Below are 17,287 nucleotides of genomic sequence, written 5' to 3'. Positions count from 1 at the left end.
GCAAATGATGGGTAAATTTCGATGCAGCGCGCTTCAGCCGTGCTGAAGTTTTTTCTCAGAGGCTTCAATCTCGGCCCAGGTGGCGTCGTCAATCAAGATGCCCGTTTTTTCTCTTTCGACACGGGCGGCCCGCTCGGGTTCACCGGCCATGTGCACGCCATCGGTGCCCGGTGCATCCGGGCTTTGGCGCAGCCAGTCGGCAAAGGCCAGAGTTTCTTGCTCGAATAGGTCTTGTGTGCCCAGGCGGACTGGGTCGATCAGCATCGTCAACATGCCGTTCAGCACGGCCCGCTGATGATCGGCTTCGCGGTGCCAGGTGCCGCTGCCCGTCAGCGCGCCGCCCAGCAATTCGCAGGCCACGGCCATGCCGAAGCCTTTGTGGTCGCCAAAGGTCATCAGCGCGCCAAACAGACCATTCGACTGGGGCACCACCACCACCCCCGGGTCGTTGGTGGGGTGGCCGTTTTCGTCAATCAGGTAGCCCGGGGGCACTTGCTCGCCCTTGTTGTGCGCGACGCGCATTTTGCCCTGCGCCACACGGCTGGTGGCAAAGTCCAACACAAAGGGCTCGCGCTTGCCCATGGGCACGCCGATGCAGCAGGGGTTGGTGCCAAATCGGCCATCGCCACCCCCGAAGGGTGCGACCACCGGGCGCGACAGCACGTTGACAAAATGCACCGACACCAGGCCTTCGGCCACGGCCATTTCTGCAAAATGACCGATGCGGCCCAGGTGGTGAGAACGGCTCAGGGCCACGGTGCAAACACCGTGTTGCTTGGCGCGCTCGATGCCCATGGTGATGGCCTGAACGCCCGTGATCTGTCCGTAACCGCGTTGACCATCCAGGTTCAGCAAGGGGCCGGTGTCGAGCAATACCTTGACGCCCGTGTTGGGCGATAGCCCACCTTCAAGCACCGCGTCCACATAACGCGGCACCATGCCCACGCCGTGCGAGTCGTGACCGCTCAGGTTGGCCATGACGAGGTTACCCGCCACCTGGGCGGCCTCGGCGGGTTCGCTGCCAGTCATGGCGATGATGCGGGTGATGTGCTGTCGAAGCTCGGCTGCCGGGATCAGTTGGCTCATGAAAAAACTTTCAGGAAGGGGTGAATCAGGTTGCTCACATCACGGCGCCGACTTGCCATGGCACAAACTCGTTTTGTCCATAGCCATGGCGTTCGCTCTTGGTGGGCTCACCCGAAGCGGCGGCCAGGATCATCTCGAAAATGCGCTGGCCCATCTCGGCGATGCTGACGCCACCATCCACGATCTCGCCGCAATTCAGGTCCATGTCTTCTTGCTGTTTTTTCCACAGGGCCGAGTTGGTTGAGAACTTCAGGCTGGGCGATGGCGCGCAGCCGTAGGCGCTGCCGCGGCCGGTGGTGAAACAAATCAGATTGGCGCCACCGGCGACCTGGCCTGTGGCGCTCACCGGGTCGTAGCCGGGGGTGTCCATGTAGACAAAGCCTTTGGCGTTGACGGGTTCGGCGTATTCGTACACGGCCTGCAGGTTGCTTGTGCCCCCTTTGGCCACCGCACCCAATGACTTTTCAAGGATGGTGGTCAGACCGCCAGCCTTGTTGCCGGGTGATGGGTTGTTATTCATCTCGCCGCCATTGGCAGCGGTGTAGTTTTCCCACCAGCGAATGCGCTCAATGAGTTTGTGCGCCACTTCGGGTTTGACCGCGCGGCGCGTCAGCAAATGCTCGGCTCCGTAAATTTCGGGCGTCTCGCTCAGGATGGCGGTGCCGCCATGCTGCACCAGCAGGTCGACTGCCGCCCCCAGCGCCGGGTTGGCACTGATGCCCGAATAGCCATCCGAGCCACCGCATTGCAAGCCCACCGTGATGTGCTCTGCGCTGCAGGGTGTGCGTTGCACGGCATTGGCTTGCGGCAGCATCTCTTGGATCAGCGCAATGCCTTTTTCGACCGTGAGGCGCGTGCCTCCTGTGTCCTGGATGTTGAAGACCTTGAGCGTTTCGCCCTGGCGCAGGCTGCTGTTCGCTAGCCAGGTGCTCAGCTGGTTGGCTTCGCAGCCCAGTCCCACCACCACCACGCCCCAGAAGTTGGCATGGGTGGCGTAGCCCGCCAGCGTGCGTTCGAGCAGTTTCAGGCCCAAACCTTCGGTGTCCATGCCGCAACCGGTGCCGTGGGTCAATGCCACCACGCCATCGATTTGGGGAAAGTTTGCCAGCGCGGCCGGGTTGTTGCGTTTGGAAAAATGATCGGCAATGGCCCGTGCCGCCGTGGCCGAGCAATTCACGGTCGACAGGACGCCGATGTAGTTGCGCGTGGCCACACGCCCGTCATCGCGCTGGATGCCCATGAAGGTGGCGTGCTTGCGCACCGCTTCAGGCTTGACATCTTGACCAATCGCATAGTCGCGTTCGAAGTTGCCTTTTTCGGCACCCATGTTCAGGTTGTGCGTGTGCACATGCTCGCCGGGCTGGATGGCCTGGTGGGCAAAGCCGATGATCTGGTTGTAGCGGCGCACAGGCTCTCCCGCGGCAATGGCTCGGGTGGCGACCTTGTGGCCCGGTGGGATCAGGCCACGCACGGCCACGCCGTCCACGCTGCTGCCACTCATGAGTTGGGCGCGGGCAATGACGACGTCATCGGCGGGGTGCAGGCGAATAAAACTGCTCATGAAATGTCCTCAATAAAATTGCTTGGGCAACCACAGCACCAGGCTGGGAAAGTAAGTGATCACGGCCAGGCTGCCCAGCAAAGGGAACAGCCAGGGCAAGATGGCCATGGTGGTGCGCTCGACACTGAGTTTGGCAACACGGGCCAACACAAACAACACCATGCCCATGGGCGGGTGCAGCAAACCGATCATCAGGTTGAGCACCATCACCAGACCAAAATGCACCAGGTCAATGCCCAGTTGCTGGCAGATGGGCACCAGGATCGGCACCAAGATGGTGATGGCCGCTGTAGGCTCCAGAAAGCAACCCACAAACAGCATCAGCAAGTTGGCCAGCAGCAAAAACACCCAGGGTTCCTGGGTGAAGCCGAGAACCCAGGCCGAGATCGCGGTGGTGACGCCGGTGGCGGTCAGCATCCAGCCAAAAATGCTGGCGGCGGCTACGATGAACAAAACGGTGGCCGTGGTCTCTACCGTGTCCAGGCAAATCTTCACAAACATCTTGAAGTTGAGCGTGCGGTACCAAAAGAAACCCAGTGCGATGGCCCAGACACAAGCGGCAATGGCGCCTTCGGTGGGGGTGAACACGCCAGTGGTCATGCCACCGATGAGAATCACCGGGGTCATGATGGGCAGCACAGCCTGAAAGTTAAAAAACTTGTCGGCGGCAAACAAAACGATCAAGGCTGCAAAGACGGTGATTTGCGGGGGCGTGCCCATGGCGGTGACCAGCCACCAGATGGCCAGGGGCCAGCCCACCACCACAGCTGTTTCTGCCAGAGCCTTGATGACTTTGGGCCACTCGAATTTGACATCGGCACCCCAGCCATTTTTGTGTGCGAAATAGGCCACGGTGAGCATCATGAGCAGGGCCATCAAGATGCCGGGCAAAATGCCCGCGAGGAACAGCGCACCCACCGACACATTGGCCATCATGCCGTAGATCACGAAGGGCAAGCTGGGCGGAATGATGGGGCCGAGTGTGGCCGAAGCGGCCGTGACTCCCACCGCAAATTCGGTGCTGTAGCCATGGTCTTTCATGGCCTTGATCTCGATGGTGCCCAGGCCTGCGGCATCGGCAATGGCGGTGCCACTCATGCCCGCAAACACGACCGAGCCAACCACGTTCACATGGCCCAGGCCGCCCTTCAGCCAGCCCACCAGGGCCAGTGCGTAGTTGTAAATGCGGTTGGTGATGCCGGCGTTGTTCATCAGGTTGCCAGCCAGAATAAAGAACGGAACGGCGAGCAAAGGGAAGCTGTCAATGCCCGAGACCATGCGGTGGATCACCACAAAGGGCGGTGAGCTTTGCGCAAAGAACAGATAAATCAGCGAGGCACCCGCCATGGCAATGGCCACCGGGATACCGCCACTCATGAGGATGAGAAAAAGAATTTTCAGCATGGAAACTTTCGAGAGGGGCGGTTTTTCAGCGGTCAGTCATTTCAGATTCGGGGCGTTCCAGCACGGTGTAGCCGCGCTGCCAATGCACACGCATCACCCAGATGGCGCGCAAACACATGGCGGCAAAGCCTGCCATCACCACGCCATACACCAGGTTCATGGGCAAATCGATGATGGTCATCTTGTAGCTGCCCAGCTTTTGCATCATCTGACCTGTGAGGAAAGTGGCGATCGCAAAAAATGCGATGCGCATCACATCGACCACAGTGGCCATGGTGCGCGACAGCCAGGGGGGCATGAAACGGAAGAAGAAATCAACCTGAATGTGGTTGTTCTTGGCCACGCCAATGGTGGCACCTGTGAAAACAGTGGCGATCAATAAATAGCGTGCGATTTCTTCGGTCCATGAGGCCGAGTTGTTCAGCACATAGCGCGTGAAAAATTGGTAAAAAACCGTCAGGCCCAGGGCCCAAAAGAAGGCCAGGGAAAACCAGGCCTCAATGGGCGTGCCCGACAAGTCGACCTCTTCATCGATCGCATGGAATTGGCCATCGTCGCCCATGACTTTCGGCATGGCGTCCAGGTCGGGTATGTTGCTCATCGGCTGTCCTAGGGTTCAAAAACAATGCAGGCTGGGGTCGGCAGAGCCGACCGATCGTGGTGTCGCTGACCGGCCCAAGACCGGTAGCGACACCCAGGCTGTGCGCAAAGCACAGCCACTGGCTCACTTGGCTGCTTGAATTTTGTCGAAGTCAGCTTGCGTGAAACCCATCGAGGTGAGGGGTTTGTTTTTCAGAACGGCATCCTGAAATGATTTGCGGTCAACCTGAACAATTTGCAGGCCTTTTTTCTTGAACTCGTCCACCAACTCGGCTTCGCGGGCCTTGATCTTGGCCGTGGCACGCACAGCCGCCGCCTGCGTCACTTCCGTGAACAATTTCTTTTCATCGGCGCTGAGTTTGTTCCACAGGTGAGGGGCCACCTGGGTGGTCAGGCCGTCCACGATGTGACCTGTCAGCATGATCGCTTTTTGAACTTCAAAGAACTTTTTGGCTTCGATGGTGGTCAAGGGGTTTTCTTGCGCCTCGACAGTGCCGTTTTGCAGGGCCAGATACACCTCGGCAAAAGCAATCGGGGTGGGGTTGGCACCGCAGGCTTCAGGCGTGGCGCGGTAGGCAGGTACATCGGGCACACGGATCTTGATGCCTTTCATGCCCGCACAGTTGGTGAAGGCCTTTTGTGCCGTGGTGTGGCGCGCGCCGTAGTAGGTGTAGGCCGTGACCTGGATGCCGGTTTTGCTGCGGAACTCATCCACCATTTCTTGAAAAACGGGGCTCTTGGAGTAGGCGATCAGGTGATCCCCGTCACGGAAAATGAAGGGGTAGTAAGCGATGCCAAAACGTGGATACGTGCGGGCTGCAAAAGAAGGGCCGCTGATGATCATGTCAACCGTGCCCAGAGTCAGGCCCTGGTTGATGTCGGTTTCCTTGCCCAGCGTGGACGCAGGAAAAACCTGAATGTCGAACTTGCCGTTGCTGCGTTTTTTGATTTCCTCGGCTGCCCAGACCGATTCGGTGTGGTACGGCTCTGAGGTTTCATAGACGTGCGCCCATTTGAGTTTTTGCTGCGCGTACACGGTCGCGCTGCCAAACATGGCCATGGCGCCGGCGGCGATAGCGCCTGCGGTGGCCAGGGTTTTCAGGGTGAATCTTTTGCTCATTTCGGTCTCCTTTGGGTTTAAAAAATTGCTGACGCGTTAAAACTGCATACCCCTAGCGGGCGGGAGCGCGGCGCCAGCTCGCGCTGTATCTCTTGTGGGCTTGTTTCAGGTGCTTTTGCATGGCTTTGCGTGCAGCCGAGCTGTCGCGTGCCTCGATGGCATCCAGCACAGCCTGGTGTTCGCCAATGGCCGTTTGCCAGGAGGCCGGGTTTTCAAAATAGTCGCCCAGTCGCTCAAACAAGGGCCCGTTGCGGGCTTGCCAGAAACGCTGGACGGTGTCGAGTAAAACGCTGTTGCCACAAGCCTGCGCAATCCCTTCGTGAAAGGCCTCATCGCCCCGGCGTGGGACTTCATCGCGCGCAGCTTCCAGCTTCATTTTTTGCAAGCCGTTGCGGATGGTTTGCAGTTGTTTTTTTTGGGCGTTCTGCGCGGCCAGTGCCGCGACTTCAGCCTCCACCAAAATTCGGGCACTCATGACTTCCAGGGGGCCCCAGTCCGCTGGGGTGTCGGTCATCGTGGATGTCAGTGCATTTTTGGAGCGCGTTGTGCTTTGCACATAAATGCCCGAGCCTGTGCGCACTTCAATCATGCCTTCGACCTCGAGTGCAATCAGCGCTTCTCTCACCGAAGGACGGCTCACGCCAAGTTGGATGGCCAGGTCGCGCTCGGCGGGCAAGCGCGAGCCCACCGTGAACTCGCCCGAGCTCATCAGTTGCCGAAGTTGTTCGGCAATCTGGCGATACAGGCGTTGGGGTTCAACGGTTTGGATGGGCATGGGGCAGATCAGGGATAACGTGAATTGGACAAGTGGTCAGACCAGTTGCACAATCATCACATGTTCATATTTGCCCGGTCAAGCCATTTCGACTCCGCACAAACCCGCATGACCGCTGTCGCAAAAACGACCGGCGATGCCGCCCTTCAGGCTCAAGCTTAGATCTCTGTCTTCTACATTTCGCCAAGTTTTCCATGTCCTCTGTCACCATTGACCGCGTGAGCCTACGGCAAGTCAATCTGCCGCCCAAGGTGCTGCGCACCGATGCCATTCAGTCCTTCGTGACCCAAGAAACCATCTTGCTCAGTTTGCACTGCAGCGATGGCATTGAGGCCACGGGTTATGCCTACACCATCGGCACCGGGGGCTCTTCGGTCATCGCCTTGCTCAAAGACCACCTGGCGCCACGCCTGATCGGTCGCGACCCGGTGCGTGTTGAGGCGATTTGGAAAGATCTGTTTTTTCACACCCACGCCACGGCGGTGGGCGCGATGACCAGCCTGGCCTTGGCCTGCGTGGACACGGCCTTGTGGGATTGGCGTGCGCAAAGTCAGCGCTTGCCTTTGTGGCAACTGCTGGGTGGCGCGCAAACGCGTGTGCCGCTTTACACCACAGAAGGCGGCTGGTTGCATTTGTCACCGCAGGCGCTGGTGGACCAAACCCTGGAAGCGCAAGGTCAGGGTTTCAAGGGTGCCAAGATCAAAATTGGCCGACCCCATGTGAGTGAAGATGTGGCGCGCCTGAGTGCTGTGCGCAACGCCGTTGGCCCTGGCTTTGAACTGATGACCGATGCCAATCAGGGCTTCAATCGGGCCGAGTCGGTGCGGCGCGCGCACGCCTTCGATGGCTTGGGCCTGGCCTGGATCGAAGAGCCCATGCCTGCGGAAGATGTGTCGGGCCACCGCCAGTTGCGTGAGCACACCGCCGTGCCAGTGGCGGTGGGCGAGTCGATGTACCACCCGATGCAGTTCCGTGAATACCTGGAGCAAGGCGCCTGTTCTATCGTGCAGCCCGATGTGGCGCGCATCGGCGGCATCACGCCCTGGCTCAAGACCGCACACCTGGCCGAAACCTTTGATGTGGCGGTCTGCCCGCATTTTCTGATGGAGTTGCATGTGAGCCTGTGCGCGGCTGTGCCCAACGCCACTTGGGTCGAATACATTCCGCAACTCGATGACATCACCACCTCGCGCCTGCACATAGCGGATGGTTTTGCACACCCACCCGATTCCCCCGGCCTGGGCATTGCCTGGGACTGGGCCGCCATTACCCAAAAACAAACCACTTATCTGGAGATCAAGACACCATGAGACTCAAAGGAAAAATTGCGCTGATCACAGCAGCCGGGCAGGGCATTGGTCAGGCAGCCGCGCTGGCCATGGCCGCAGAGGGCGCCACGGTTTACGCGACCGATATGAACGCCGAGCTGCTCAAGTCCTACCAAGGTGTGGCCAATGTGCACACCGCTGTGCTGGACGTGCTGGACAAGGCGGCTATTGCCCGCCAGGTCGCCAGCATGGAGCGCATAGATGTGATCTTCAATTGCGCAGGCTTTGTGCACAACGGCAACATCGAGCAAGCGACAGACGATGACTGGAATTTCGCGTTCAACCTGAATGCACGTTCGCAGTTCTGGATGATCCAGGCGGCCATCCCCAAAATGCTCGCGCAGTTTGAAAAAGACGGGCATGGCGGCAGCATCATCAACATGGCCAGTGTGTGCTCCAGCGTGCGCGGCTTGCCCAACCGTTTCATTTACGGCGCCAGCAAGGCGGCGGTCATCGGCCTGACCAAGAGCGTGGCGGCCGACTATGTGCGCCAGGGCATCCGTTGCAACTGCATTTGCCCCGGCACGGTGGACACACCTTCGCTGCAAGACCGCATCAACAGCTATGCCGATCCGGTGCAAGCCCGCAAGGATTTCATCAACCGTCAGCCCATGGGTCGACTGGCTCAGGCGCATGAGATCGCGCCCATCGTCACTTTTCTCGCGTCCGACGAGTCCATTTTTGCCACCGGCAACGCCTATATGGTGGACGGCGGCATGACCATTTAACTTTCAACAACACCATTTTTAAGAAAGCAAAATATGAACATGTTGGATATGAAAGGCCGCCATGCGGTCATCACCGGTGGCGCCACAGGTTTGGGTTTTGCCATTGCCCAGCGCATGCTGGCCTCCGGTGCCCGCGTGACCTTGTGGGACCGCGATGCGCCGGGCATGGCCGCTGCGGCAGAGCAACTGAAAAAAGAGCAGCCGGGCGCAGTGCTCAACACGGTTCAGGTCGATGTGGCCAGCCACGACTCGGTGGTCAAGGCCACGGCCCAAACTACCGCCTTGGCCGGGGTTGATGTGCTGGTCAACAGTGCAGGCATCACCGGCCCCAACACCAAGGTCTGGGACTATCCGGTTGAAGACTGGAAGCAGGTTTTTGATGTCAACGTGCACGGACTTTTTTATTGCTGCCGGGAGCTCAGCGCCCACATGAAGGCGCGCAACTATGGCCGCATCGTCAATATCGCATCGGTTGCGGGCAAAGACGGCAACCCCAATGCCAGCGCATACAGTGCGAGCAAGGCGGCCGTGATTGGCCTGACCAAATCGCTGGGCAAAGAATTGGCTGAAACCGGTGTGCGTGTGAACTGTGTCACGCCGGCGGCTGTAAAGACGGCGATTTTTGATCAAATGTCACCCGAGCACATCCAGTTCATGCTGTCGAAAATTCCGATGGCGCGTTTCGGCATGCCCGAAGAAGTCGCCGCCATGGTGACTTGGCTGAGCACCGAAGATTGTTCTTTTTCCACCGGCGCGGTCTTTGACCTCTCGGGTGGTCGTGCCACTTATTGATTCTTTTTAAACACTGAAAGGCAGTTATGAAACTCGTTCGTTATGGCCAACCTGGCAAGGAAAAACCCGGATTGATCGATGCCGCTGGCCGTTTGCGCGATTTGAGCAGCGTGGTCAAGGACATCTCACCCGATCTGCTCAATGACAATGCGCTGGCCAAGCTGGCCAAAGTCAAGACCGACAAGCTGCCTTTGGTGCGCGGCAAAAAGCGCTTTGGCACGCCCATCTCGTACACCAGCAAGTTCATCGCCATTGGCTTGAACTACGCCGACCACGCGGCCGAGTCTGGCATGCCGATTCCGTCGGAACCCATTGTGTTCACCAAGGCCATCTCCTGCATTCAGGGTCCCGACGATGACGTTATGTTGCCCAAGGGCTCCAAAAAGTCCGACTGGGAGGTCGAGCTGGGCATCGTGATCGGCACCCGCACACGCTACGTGACCCAAAAAGACGCCTTGAACCACGTGGCTGGCTATTGCGTGGTCAACGACGTGAGCGAGCGTGAATACCAACTTGAGCGCGGCGCCACTTGGGACAAGGGCAAAGGCTGCGACACCTTTGGCCCGGTGGGCCCATGGCTGGTCACGCGCGACGAGGTGCCCAATGCTCAGGCCTTGGGCATGTGGCTGGATGTGAATGGCGTGCGTTACCAAACCGGCAACACCAAAACCATGATTTTTGGCGTCGCCAAATTGGTCAGCTATGTGAGCCAGTTCATGACGCTGGAGCCAGGCGACATCATCACCACCGGTACGCCACCGGGCGTGGGCATGGGTGTCAAGGTCGATGGCAAGTCTGCACCGGTCTTTCTCAAGCGTGGCGATGTCATGCGCCTGGGCATCGATGGCCTGGGTGAACAAAGCCAGAAAGTCGTGGCTTTCAAGGCCTGATCAAGCCTGCGCAGGCGTCCGTCAGTGCTTTGACGCTGGCGGGCCTGCCTCCTGATTTACCCTTGACTCATGGGGTATTTTGATTTCGTGGGGCGTTTTGGTGCAAAATAGAACGATCGTTCTTTTTTAATTGCCATGTCCGATCGAAAACCCCCTTCCAAAGTTGAAAGCGTGACAGCACCTGAGGTGGCAGGCCGCCGCGTACTCATCAAAGGCCAGCAAACCAAGGCCGTGATCATCGAGGCCGCTTTGGGCCTAGCCTCGCAAATTGGTCTGGATGGCTTGTCCATTGGCGCTGTGGCCGAGGTCACGGGCATGAGCAAGTCGGGTGTGTTTGCCCACTTTGGCTCGCGCGAAGAGCTGCAAATTTCAGTCATCCGCGAGTACCACGACCGCTTTGAGGCGGAGGTTTTTTATGCGGCCATGCAAAAACCCCGCGGTGTGCCCCGCCTGCAAGCGATGTTTGACAACTGGATGGTGCAAACCTCCGCTGAAATCGATTCAGGCTGCATCTACATCAGTGGGGCTGTGGAGTTCGACGACCGCACTGGCCCTGTTCGGGATGCCTTGGCCTCATCGGTGGCCACTTGGCAAACCGCCTTGCGTCGTGCGGTGGAACTGGCCCAGGCCGCAGGGCAACTCAGCCGTGAGGCCGATGCCCATCAAATCGCTTTTGAAATCCACGGCTTGATCCTGGCGTTGCACTACGAAGCACGCTTTTTGCGCAACCCTGGCGCCTCCGAGCTGGCGCGCCGTGGCTTTTTGCACATATTGGCGCGCCATGCGCTGGCGCCGACGGCCCCAGCTTTGGTCAAGACGGGCGCCGCCCAACCTGCGAAGCCTCCCAAGCTCGTGGCGGTGCCCAAGCCCCCGCGCAAGCCCACCAGCGACTGATTTCTCCCCCATCCGCTTTTTGACCCTTTCAAGGAATTGCCATGCCTGTCTACAACCCGCCCCTGCGCGACATGCAGTTTGTGTTGCATGAATTGCTCAATGTGTCCGCCGAATTCAAGGCCCTGCCCAAGCACGCCGACACCGATGCCGAGACCATCAACGCGGTGCTGGAAGAGGGTGGCAAGTTTGCGGCCGAAGTGGTGTTCCCCATCAACATTTCAGGGGACACCCAGGGCTGCCAGCTCAACCGCGACACGCACGACGTCAAAGCCCCCGATGGCTTTCAGGCGGCTTATGCGCAATATGTGGCCGGCGGCTGGCCCTCGCTCAGCTGCGACCCTGAGTTTGGTGGGCAAGGGTTGCCCTTTGTGGTGAACCAGTGTTTTTACGAAATGCTCAACTCGTCCAACCAGGCCTGGACCATGTACCCTGGCTTGTCGCACGGCGCCTACGAGTGCCTGCATGCCCACGGCACGGCCGAGCAAAAAGCGCTGTACCTGCCCAAGCTGACCAGCGGCGAATGGACCGGCACCATGTGCCTGACCGAACCGCATTGCGGCACCGACTTGGGGCTCTTGCGCACCAAGGCCGAGCCTCAGGCCGACGGCACTTACAAGCTCAGTGGCCAGAAGATTTTCATCAGCGCCGGCGAGCACGACCTGGCCCCCAACATCGTGCACCTGGTGCTGGCCCGCTTGCCCGACGCGCCCCCCGGCAGCAAAGGCATCAGCCTGTTCATCGTGCCCAAATTCAAGGTGTTGCCAGAAGGTGCCATCGGCGAGCGCAACGGCATTTATTGCGGTGGTCTGGAGCACAAAATGGGCATCCATGGCAATGCCACCTGCCAGATGGTGCTCGACGATGCTGTGGGCACTCTGGTGGGCCAGCCCCACAAGGGCTTGGCGGCGATGTTCGTGATGATGAACGCCGCCCGCTTGGGCGTGGGCAACCAGTCGCTGGGCCTGACCGAAGTGGCCTACCAAAACGCCTTGGCTTACGCCAAAGACCGCGTGCAAATGCGCTCGCTCACCGGCGTGAAGGCGCCTGGCAAACCAGCCGACCCGATCATCGTGCACCCCGATGTGCGCCGCATGCTCATGACCGCCAAAGCTTATGCCGAAGGGGGCCGTGCGCTGGCTTGTTATTGCGCTTTGCTGCTCGACAAAGAACTCCACCACCCCGACGAGGCCGTGCGTGCCGAGGCGGCTGAAATCGTGGCTTTGCTCACGCCCATCGTCAAAGCATTCACCACCGACAACGCCTGGGAAGCCACATCGGCTTGCCAGCAGGTCTTTGGCGGGCACGGCTACATCAAGGAGTGGGGCATGGAGCAGTTTGTGCGCGATGCCCGCATCAACATGATTTACGAAGGCACCAACACCATTCAGTCGCTCGATTTGCTGGGCCGCAAGGTGCTGGGCAACCAAGGCGCCACGCTCAAAAAATTCGGTAAATTGGTCGAGCAATTGGTCAAGGCCGAAATGGCCAACGAAGCCATGGGCGAGTTCATCAAGCCACTGGCTGATTTGGGCCAAAAGCTCACCCAGCTCACCAGCGAAGTGGGCATGAAAGCCTTGAGCAACGCGGACGAAGTGGGCGCAGCTGCCGTAGACTATCTGCGCGTGGTGGGCCACTTGGTGCTGGGCTATTTTTGGGCGCGTTCGGCGCAAATTGCACTGGCCAAATTGGCCGAGGCCGAAGAGCAAGCGCAGCGCCCCAACCCGTTTTACCAGGCCAAGTTGCAAACCGCGCGCTTTTACTTCACGCGCCTGATGCCCGAGACCTCCAGCCTGATGCGCCGCATCCGTGCGGGCAGCGATGTGCTGATGGACACCGACGCCGCTCTGGCCTAATTTTTTCCACACCGCAACAGGAAGACCGCCATGATCAGATCCGCCTTGGCCTTGAGCCTCAGTTTGTTCGCGTTGGCTGCACAAGCACAGTTGAGTCCGGTGGGTTTGTGGCGCAGCATCGACGACGAAAGCAAGCAGCCCAAAGCCGAAATTCGCATCAGCCAGAACGCATCGGGGGGCTTGTTGGGGGTGGTCGAAAAGTCTTTGCTGACTGCGACCAGTACCGAGCCCAACTGCAATTTGTGCACCGATGACCGCAAGGACAAACCGAAAATCGGCATGGAAATCATTCGAGGGGGTCAACAAGGTGACGGCAAAGCGGTATGGGAAGGTGGGAAAATTCTCGATCCTGAGAACGGCAAAAACTACAGCGCGCGTTTGACACCGATTGACGGTGGCAAAAAGCTCGAAGTCCGGGGTTACATCGGCATGCCTTTGTTGGGCCGTACCCAAACCTGGATCAGGGTCCAATAAGCCGTTTTCAAAAGCAGGCCCTCCACCGCATAGCCATAAGGAACACCATGTCTGACATCCTGACCCACATCGATGCGGGGGTGATGACCATCACCTTCAACCGCCTGGACAAAAAGAACTCCATCACATCGGCCATGTATGCCGCCATGGCCGACGCGGTCGACCAGGCTGCAGCGGACGCCAGCGTGCGCGTGGTGCTGTTTCAGGGGCACGAAACCATCTTCAGTGCGGGCAACGACATTGGTGACTTCCTGAACCAGCCGCCGACCACGCAAGAGTCGCCGGTGTTCCGTTTTCTGCGCGGCATCGCCAGCTTTGAAAAACCCATGCTCGCCGCCGTGGCTGGGCCTGCGGTGGGCATTGGCACCACCATGCTGTTCCATTGCGACCTGGTCTATGCCGGGGACAACGCGGCGTTTTCCATGCCCTTCGTCAATTTGGGCCTGTGCCCCGAAGCCGCGTCCAGCCTGCTGGTTCCTCGCATGTTCGGCTACCACCGCGCGGCCGAAGCCCTGCTGATGGGCGAGCCTTTCTTTGCTGAAGCCGCACAAGAAGTCGGCCTGGTCAACCGGGTTGTGCCGCCCACCGAGGTCAATGGCTACGCCCAGGCCCAGGCACGCAAGCTGGCGGCCAAGCCCTTGTCATCCTTGGTCGAGACCAAGCGCCTGATGAAGGGTGGTGCCCAGCAAGAGGTGCTGCAAGTCATGGCCGAAGAGGGCAAAAGCTTTGGCCGCATGCTGCGCGAGCCCGCCGCCAAAGAGGCCTTTGGGGCCTTCATGGCCAAGCGCAAGCCAGATTTTTCTGCGCTGTAAACTGGCCCCCGGGTTGGTCGGGCATTCAGGCCTGACCACACACTTCCTTCTGAAATGACCGGCATGCCCCATCGTCCAACCGAACCCATCGTTCTTGAGCCTGAGTACATCGAGGGTTTTCGCCAGATCTACGAAGAAAAAATCGTCTTCAACAAGTCACTGGGGCTCAAGCTCGTCAAAGTGACCCCCGAGGGGGTGGAAGCCCGCATCGACATGCGCCCCGATCTGGTGGGCCACTTTGCTTACAACCGCATTCATGGCGGCGTCATCAGCGCTGTGCTGGATGCCATCGGGAGTGCGGCGGTCATGGCCGCGCTGGCCGCCAAACACATGGATGAATCGCCCACCAAGCGACTGGAACGCTTTGCCAAGCTGGGCACCATCGATTTGCGTGTGGACTATCTGCGGCCAGGCATCGGTGAGTACTTCACCATCACTGCGAATGCCCTGCGTGTGGGCTCCAGGGTAGGTTCTTCGCGCATGGAGTTTTGTGGCCCCGATGGCAGCTTGATGTCTACGGGTGCTGCGGCTTACATCGTGTCTTGAAGCGTGATGCAGCCGGGGCTCTTGCCCAAGCTGCAGGCGCGACCGGGATCAGGTGCTGGCGCAGCCTCTGATCCAGCCGTTCACTCTGCAGGCACGGCTCTTGGCTGGCCCTGGTCATCAACCGCCACGTACGTCAGGTGGGCCTCGGTCACCTTGATGTACTGGCCCTGCAGCTGAAAGCGTTCAGCGAACACCTCGACCTTGACCGTGACCGAGGTCCGACCGACCCGCACGATGCGGGAAAAGAACGACAGGATGTCGCCCACCTTGACCGGCTGCTTGAAGATGAACTCGTTCACGGCCACGGTGACCATGCGGCCCCTGACGCGCCGAGCGGGCAAGACAGCACCGGCCAAGTCGACCTGGGCCATGACCCAGCCGCCAAAAATGTCGCCACTGGCATTGCAGTCAGCGGGCATGGGGATGACCTTGAGCACCAGCTCCTGGTCAGTGGGCAATGCCACGGTGTGGGTGCTGTGGGTTTCAGACATGGGCACAATGAGTGGTTAACAAAAACTGGATTGTCCCTTATGCGCCACCACGGCGAAACTGCTGCCCCTGCCGCCTCCAACACGCCACGACCTGGCTTGCCTGGAGGTGCGGCGCCACCAGCGCCACCAGCGCCTGCAGGGGGTGACTGGAAAACCCTGTCGCGCCTTTTGCCTTATTTGTGGCAATACAAATGGCGCGTGGTCATTGCCCTGAGTTTGATGGTGGGTGCCAAGCTGGCCAACGTGAGCGTGCCCTTGCTGCTCAAGGAGTTGGTTGATGCCATGAACATCAAGCCCGGCGATGCGCAAGCCGTGTTGGTGGTGCCAGTGGCCTTGCTGGTGGGCTATGGCGCTTTGCGTCTGCTGACCTCGGCTTTCACCGAGTTGCGTGAATTGGTGTTTGCCAAAGCCACGCAGGGGGCATCGCGCAGCATTGCTTTGCAGACCTTCGAACACTTGCATGCCTTGAGCTTGCGCTTTCACCTAGCGCGCCAGACCGGGGGCATGACGCGTGACATCGAACGCGGCGTGCGCGGCATCGAGTCGCTGATTTCTTATTCGCTTTACAGCATCATCCCGACCCTGATCGAAGTGGGCTTGGTACTGGCCATTTTGGCGGTCAAGTTTGATGCCTGGTTTGCAGGCATCACGTTGTTGGCTTTGGCGCTTTACATCTTTTTCACGGTGCGCATCACCGAGTGGCGCACGCAGTTTCGCAAGCAGGCCAACGAATTCGATTCGGCTGCGCACACCCGAGCCATCGATTCGCTGCTGAACTACGAAACCGTCAAGTATTTCGGCAACGAGGCGTTCGAGGCCGGGCGCTACGACGAAAGTCTGGAACGCTTGCGTGTGGCCCGGCTCAAGTCACAGACCACTTTGTCGGTGCTCAACACAGGTCAGCAGCTCATCATTGCGGCAGCGTTGGTCGCCATGTTGTGGCGCGCCACCGAGGGGGTGGTGGCCGGACGCATGACCCTGGGTGATCTGGTGATGATCAATGCCTTCATGATCCAACTCTATATTCCGCTCAATTTTCTGGGCGTGCTGTACCGCGAGATCAAGCAAAGCCTGACCGACCTCGACAAGATGTTCGTGTTGATGGACCGCGAACGCGAAGTGGCCGATGCGCCGGGCGCGCAGGCGCTGGCCTTGCAAGGCGCACCCGACGTGGTGTTTGACCGGGTTTCTTTTGCCTATGAAAGCGACCGGCCGATCCTCAAGGACATCAGCTTCACCATCCCTGCCGGCAAGACGGTGGCTGTGGTTGGGCCCTCGGGTTCGGGCAAGTCGACGCTGGCGCGTTTGATGTTCCGTTTTTACGACGTGCAGCAAGGCTTCATTCGCATTGCGGGGCAAGACATCCGGCAGGTCACGCAATCGAGCGTGCGCAAGGCCCTGGGCATTGTGCCGCAGGACACGGTGCTGTTCAACGACAGCGTGGCCTACAACATCGCCTATGGCCTCCCTGGCGCAAGCCAAGCCGAGATCGAGGGCGCGGCCCGTGCTGCCCGCATCCACGACTTCATCGCCTCCACGCCCAAGGGGTACCAAACCTCGGTGGGTGAGAGGGGGCTGAAGCTTTCGGGGGGCGAGAAGCAGCGTGTGGCCATTGCCCGCACCTTGCTGAAAGACCCCCCGATCCTGGTGTTTGACGAAGCCACCTCGGCCCTTGACTCTGCCAACGAGCGTGCCATCCAGGCCGAGCTGGCCAGCGTGGCCCAAAACAAGACCACGCTGGTGATTGCGCACCGCTTGTCGACTGTGGTCGATGCGCACGAAATCCTGGTGATGGAAGCCGGCCAAATCATCGAGCGTGGCAACCATGCGCAGTTGCTGGCCAGTCAAGGGCGCTACGCCAGCATGTGGGCGCTGCAACAAAACACCGAATCATCGCCAGCAGTGGCATCCATCGCGGCCGCGACATAATTCG

Annotated in this window: 17 protein-coding genes; 10 read left to right on the top strand and 7 right to left on the bottom strand. The window is 59.5% G+C overall.

The window, feature by feature from the left end:
- Positions 1–33 precede the first annotated feature (33 nt).
- The 6 genes from ACIQ3A_RS00960 to ACIQ3A_RS00935 form a co-directional block, all read right to left on the bottom strand.
- Positions 34–1,086 (bottom strand): malate/lactate/ureidoglycolate dehydrogenase, encoded by a 1,053-nt coding sequence (locus ACIQ3A_RS00960; RefSeq protein WP_396429880.1) that lies wholly within the window; start codon positions 1,084–1,086, stop codon positions 34–36.
- Between the two features lie 34 nt (positions 1,087–1,120).
- Entirely contained in the window at positions 1,121–2,647 is a 1,527-nt protein-coding gene (locus tag ACIQ3A_RS00955; RefSeq protein WP_396429879.1) for a UxaA family hydrolase, read from the bottom strand.
- A gap of 9 nt (positions 2,648–2,656) precedes the next feature.
- Positions 2,657–4,051, bottom strand: coding sequence for a TRAP transporter large permease (locus ACIQ3A_RS00950; RefSeq protein ID WP_396429878.1), 1,395 nt, complete (start codon positions 4,049–4,051; stop codon positions 2,657–2,659).
- A 25-nt stretch (positions 4,052–4,076) separates the two neighbouring features.
- Complete coding sequence (locus tag ACIQ3A_RS00945; RefSeq protein ID WP_396429877.1) at positions 4,077–4,652, bottom strand: TRAP transporter small permease; 576 nt, start codon at positions 4,650–4,652, stop codon at positions 4,077–4,079.
- Positions 4,653–4,775: 123 nt separating this feature from the next.
- On the bottom strand, positions 4,776–5,771 hold the full coding sequence (locus ACIQ3A_RS00940) for a sialic acid TRAP transporter substrate-binding protein SiaP (RefSeq protein WP_396429876.1): 996 nt from the start codon (positions 5,769–5,771) through the stop codon (positions 4,776–4,778).
- A gap of 52 nt (positions 5,772–5,823) precedes the next feature.
- Positions 5,824–6,546: a FadR/GntR family transcriptional regulator gene (locus ACIQ3A_RS00935; RefSeq protein WP_396429875.1), complete on the bottom strand. Its 723-nt coding sequence runs from the start codon at positions 6,544–6,546 to the stop codon at positions 5,824–5,826.
- Between the two features lie 194 nt (positions 6,547–6,740).
- On the opposite strand from ACIQ3A_RS00935, the gene ACIQ3A_RS00930 reads away from it, so the two are divergent.
- The 9 genes from ACIQ3A_RS00930 to ACIQ3A_RS00890 all read left to right on the top strand — a co-directional run bounded on the left by ACIQ3A_RS00930 (position 6,741) and on the right by ACIQ3A_RS00890 (position 14,863).
- Positions 6,741–7,856 carry a mandelate racemase/muconate lactonizing enzyme family protein gene (locus ACIQ3A_RS00930; RefSeq protein WP_396429874.1) on the top strand — a complete coding sequence of 372 codons (1,116 nt, stop codon included), beginning with the start codon at positions 6,741–6,743 and terminating at the stop codon, positions 7,854–7,856.
- Positions 7,853–8,602 carry an SDR family oxidoreductase gene (locus ACIQ3A_RS00925; protein ID WP_396429873.1) on the top strand — a complete coding sequence of 250 codons (750 nt, stop codon included), beginning with the start codon at positions 7,853–7,855 and terminating at the stop codon, positions 8,600–8,602. The genes ACIQ3A_RS00930 and ACIQ3A_RS00925 overlap by 4 nt, the downstream gene beginning before the upstream one ends.
- A gap of 33 nt (positions 8,603–8,635) precedes the next feature.
- A complete protein-coding gene (locus ACIQ3A_RS00920; protein ID WP_396429872.1) occupies positions 8,636–9,394 on the top strand; it encodes an SDR family NAD(P)-dependent oxidoreductase in 759 nt (252 codons plus the stop codon).
- A 26-nt stretch (positions 9,395–9,420) separates the two neighbouring features.
- Positions 9,421–10,284, top strand: coding sequence for a fumarylacetoacetate hydrolase family protein (locus tag ACIQ3A_RS00915; RefSeq protein ID WP_396429871.1), 864 nt, complete (start codon positions 9,421–9,423; stop codon positions 10,282–10,284).
- A 135-nt stretch (positions 10,285–10,419) separates the two neighbouring features.
- The gene (locus ACIQ3A_RS00910) at positions 10,420–11,178 is read left to right on the top strand and encodes a TetR/AcrR family transcriptional regulator (protein WP_396429870.1); all 759 of its coding nucleotides are present in this window, start codon (positions 10,420–10,422) and stop codon (positions 11,176–11,178) included.
- 41 nt (positions 11,179–11,219) lie between these two features.
- Positions 11,220–13,031 (top strand): acyl-CoA dehydrogenase C-terminal domain-containing protein, encoded by a 1,812-nt coding sequence (locus ACIQ3A_RS00905; RefSeq protein ID WP_396429869.1) that lies wholly within the window; start codon positions 11,220–11,222, stop codon positions 13,029–13,031.
- Between the two features lie 30 nt (positions 13,032–13,061).
- The gene (locus tag ACIQ3A_RS00900) at positions 13,062–13,505 is read left to right on the top strand and encodes a DUF2147 domain-containing protein (RefSeq protein ID WP_396429868.1); all 444 of its coding nucleotides are present in this window, start codon (positions 13,062–13,064) and stop codon (positions 13,503–13,505) included.
- Between the two features lie 47 nt (positions 13,506–13,552).
- Positions 13,553–14,317 carry an enoyl-CoA hydratase gene (locus ACIQ3A_RS00895; protein ID WP_396429867.1) on the top strand — a complete coding sequence of 255 codons (765 nt, stop codon included), beginning with the start codon at positions 13,553–13,555 and terminating at the stop codon, positions 14,315–14,317.
- Positions 14,318–14,380: 63 nt separating this feature from the next.
- On the top strand, positions 14,381–14,863 hold the full coding sequence (locus tag ACIQ3A_RS00890; RefSeq protein WP_396429866.1) for a thioesterase family protein: 483 nt from the start codon (positions 14,381–14,383) through the stop codon (positions 14,861–14,863).
- Between the two features lie 80 nt (positions 14,864–14,943).
- Here the strand turns inward: ACIQ3A_RS00890 and ACIQ3A_RS00885 are convergent, their stop codons facing one another.
- Positions 14,944–15,354, bottom strand: a complete 411-nt coding sequence (locus tag ACIQ3A_RS00885) for an acyl-CoA thioesterase (protein WP_108407559.1) — start codon at positions 15,352–15,354, stop codon at positions 14,944–14,946.
- Positions 15,355–15,393: 39 nt separating this feature from the next.
- Between ACIQ3A_RS00885 and ACIQ3A_RS00880 the strand changes: the two genes are divergently transcribed.
- Positions 15,394–17,283: an ABCB family ABC transporter ATP-binding protein/permease gene (locus ACIQ3A_RS00880; protein WP_396429865.1), complete on the top strand. Its 1,890-nt coding sequence runs from the start codon at positions 15,394–15,396 to the stop codon at positions 17,281–17,283.
- Positions 17,284–17,287: the final 4 nt, after the last annotated feature.

This window comes from Limnohabitans sp. (genome assembly GCF_044361985.1).
In the GTDB taxonomy this organism is placed as follows: domain Bacteria; phylum Pseudomonadota; class Gammaproteobacteria; order Burkholderiales; family Burkholderiaceae_C; genus Limnohabitans_A.
Note: the sequence above shows the minus strand (reverse complement) of the source record. Positions and strands in the feature narration are given on the sequence as shown.

Excerpts from the sequence above, each read along its gene's own strand:
- ACIQ3A_RS00930 (WP_396429874.1), top strand. The coding sequence starts at position 6,741 with ATGTCCTCTGTCACCATTGACCGCGTGAGCCTACGGCAAGTCAATCTG.
- ACIQ3A_RS00910 (WP_396429870.1), top strand. The coding sequence starts at position 10,420 with ATGTCCGATCGAAAACCCCCTTCCAAAGTTGAAAGCGTGACAGCACCT.
- ACIQ3A_RS00960 (WP_396429880.1), bottom strand. The coding sequence starts at position 1,086 with ATGAGCCAACTGATCCCGGCAGCCGAGCTTCGACAGCACATCACCCGC.
- ACIQ3A_RS00900 (WP_396429868.1), top strand. The coding sequence starts at position 13,062 with ATGATCAGATCCGCCTTGGCCTTGAGCCTCAGTTTGTTCGCGTTGGCT.
- ACIQ3A_RS00925 (WP_396429873.1), top strand. The coding sequence starts at position 7,853 with ATGAGACTCAAAGGAAAAATTGCGCTGATCACAGCAGCCGGGCAGGGC.
- ACIQ3A_RS00915 (WP_396429871.1), top strand. The coding sequence starts at position 9,421 with ATGAAACTCGTTCGTTATGGCCAACCTGGCAAGGAAAAACCCGGATTG.
- ACIQ3A_RS00885 (WP_108407559.1), bottom strand. The coding sequence starts at position 15,354 with ATGTCTGAAACCCACAGCACCCACACCGTGGCATTGCCCACTGACCAG.
- ACIQ3A_RS00895 (WP_396429867.1), top strand. The coding sequence starts at position 13,553 with ATGTCTGACATCCTGACCCACATCGATGCGGGGGTGATGACCATCACC.
- ACIQ3A_RS00890 (WP_396429866.1), top strand. The coding sequence starts at position 14,381 with ATGCCCCATCGTCCAACCGAACCCATCGTTCTTGAGCCTGAGTACATC.
- ACIQ3A_RS00940 (WP_396429876.1), bottom strand. The coding sequence starts at position 5,771 with ATGAGCAAAAGATTCACCCTGAAAACCCTGGCCACCGCAGGCGCTATC.
- ACIQ3A_RS00920 (WP_396429872.1), top strand. The coding sequence starts at position 8,636 with ATGAACATGTTGGATATGAAAGGCCGCCATGCGGTCATCACCGGTGGC.
- ACIQ3A_RS00935 (WP_396429875.1), bottom strand. The coding sequence starts at position 6,546 with ATGCCCATCCAAACCGTTGAACCCCAACGCCTGTATCGCCAGATTGCC.
- ACIQ3A_RS00950 (WP_396429878.1), bottom strand. The coding sequence starts at position 4,051 with ATGCTGAAAATTCTTTTTCTCATCCTCATGAGTGGCGGTATCCCGGTG.
- ACIQ3A_RS00905 (WP_396429869.1), top strand. The coding sequence starts at position 11,220 with ATGCCTGTCTACAACCCGCCCCTGCGCGACATGCAGTTTGTGTTGCAT.
- ACIQ3A_RS00945 (WP_396429877.1), bottom strand. The coding sequence starts at position 4,652 with ATGAGCAACATACCCGACCTGGACGCCATGCCGAAAGTCATGGGCGAC.
- ACIQ3A_RS00955 (WP_396429879.1), bottom strand. The coding sequence starts at position 2,647 with ATGAGCAGTTTTATTCGCCTGCACCCCGCCGATGACGTCGTCATTGCC.
- ACIQ3A_RS00880 (WP_396429865.1), top strand. The coding sequence starts at position 15,394 with ATGCGCCACCACGGCGAAACTGCTGCCCCTGCCGCCTCCAACACGCCA.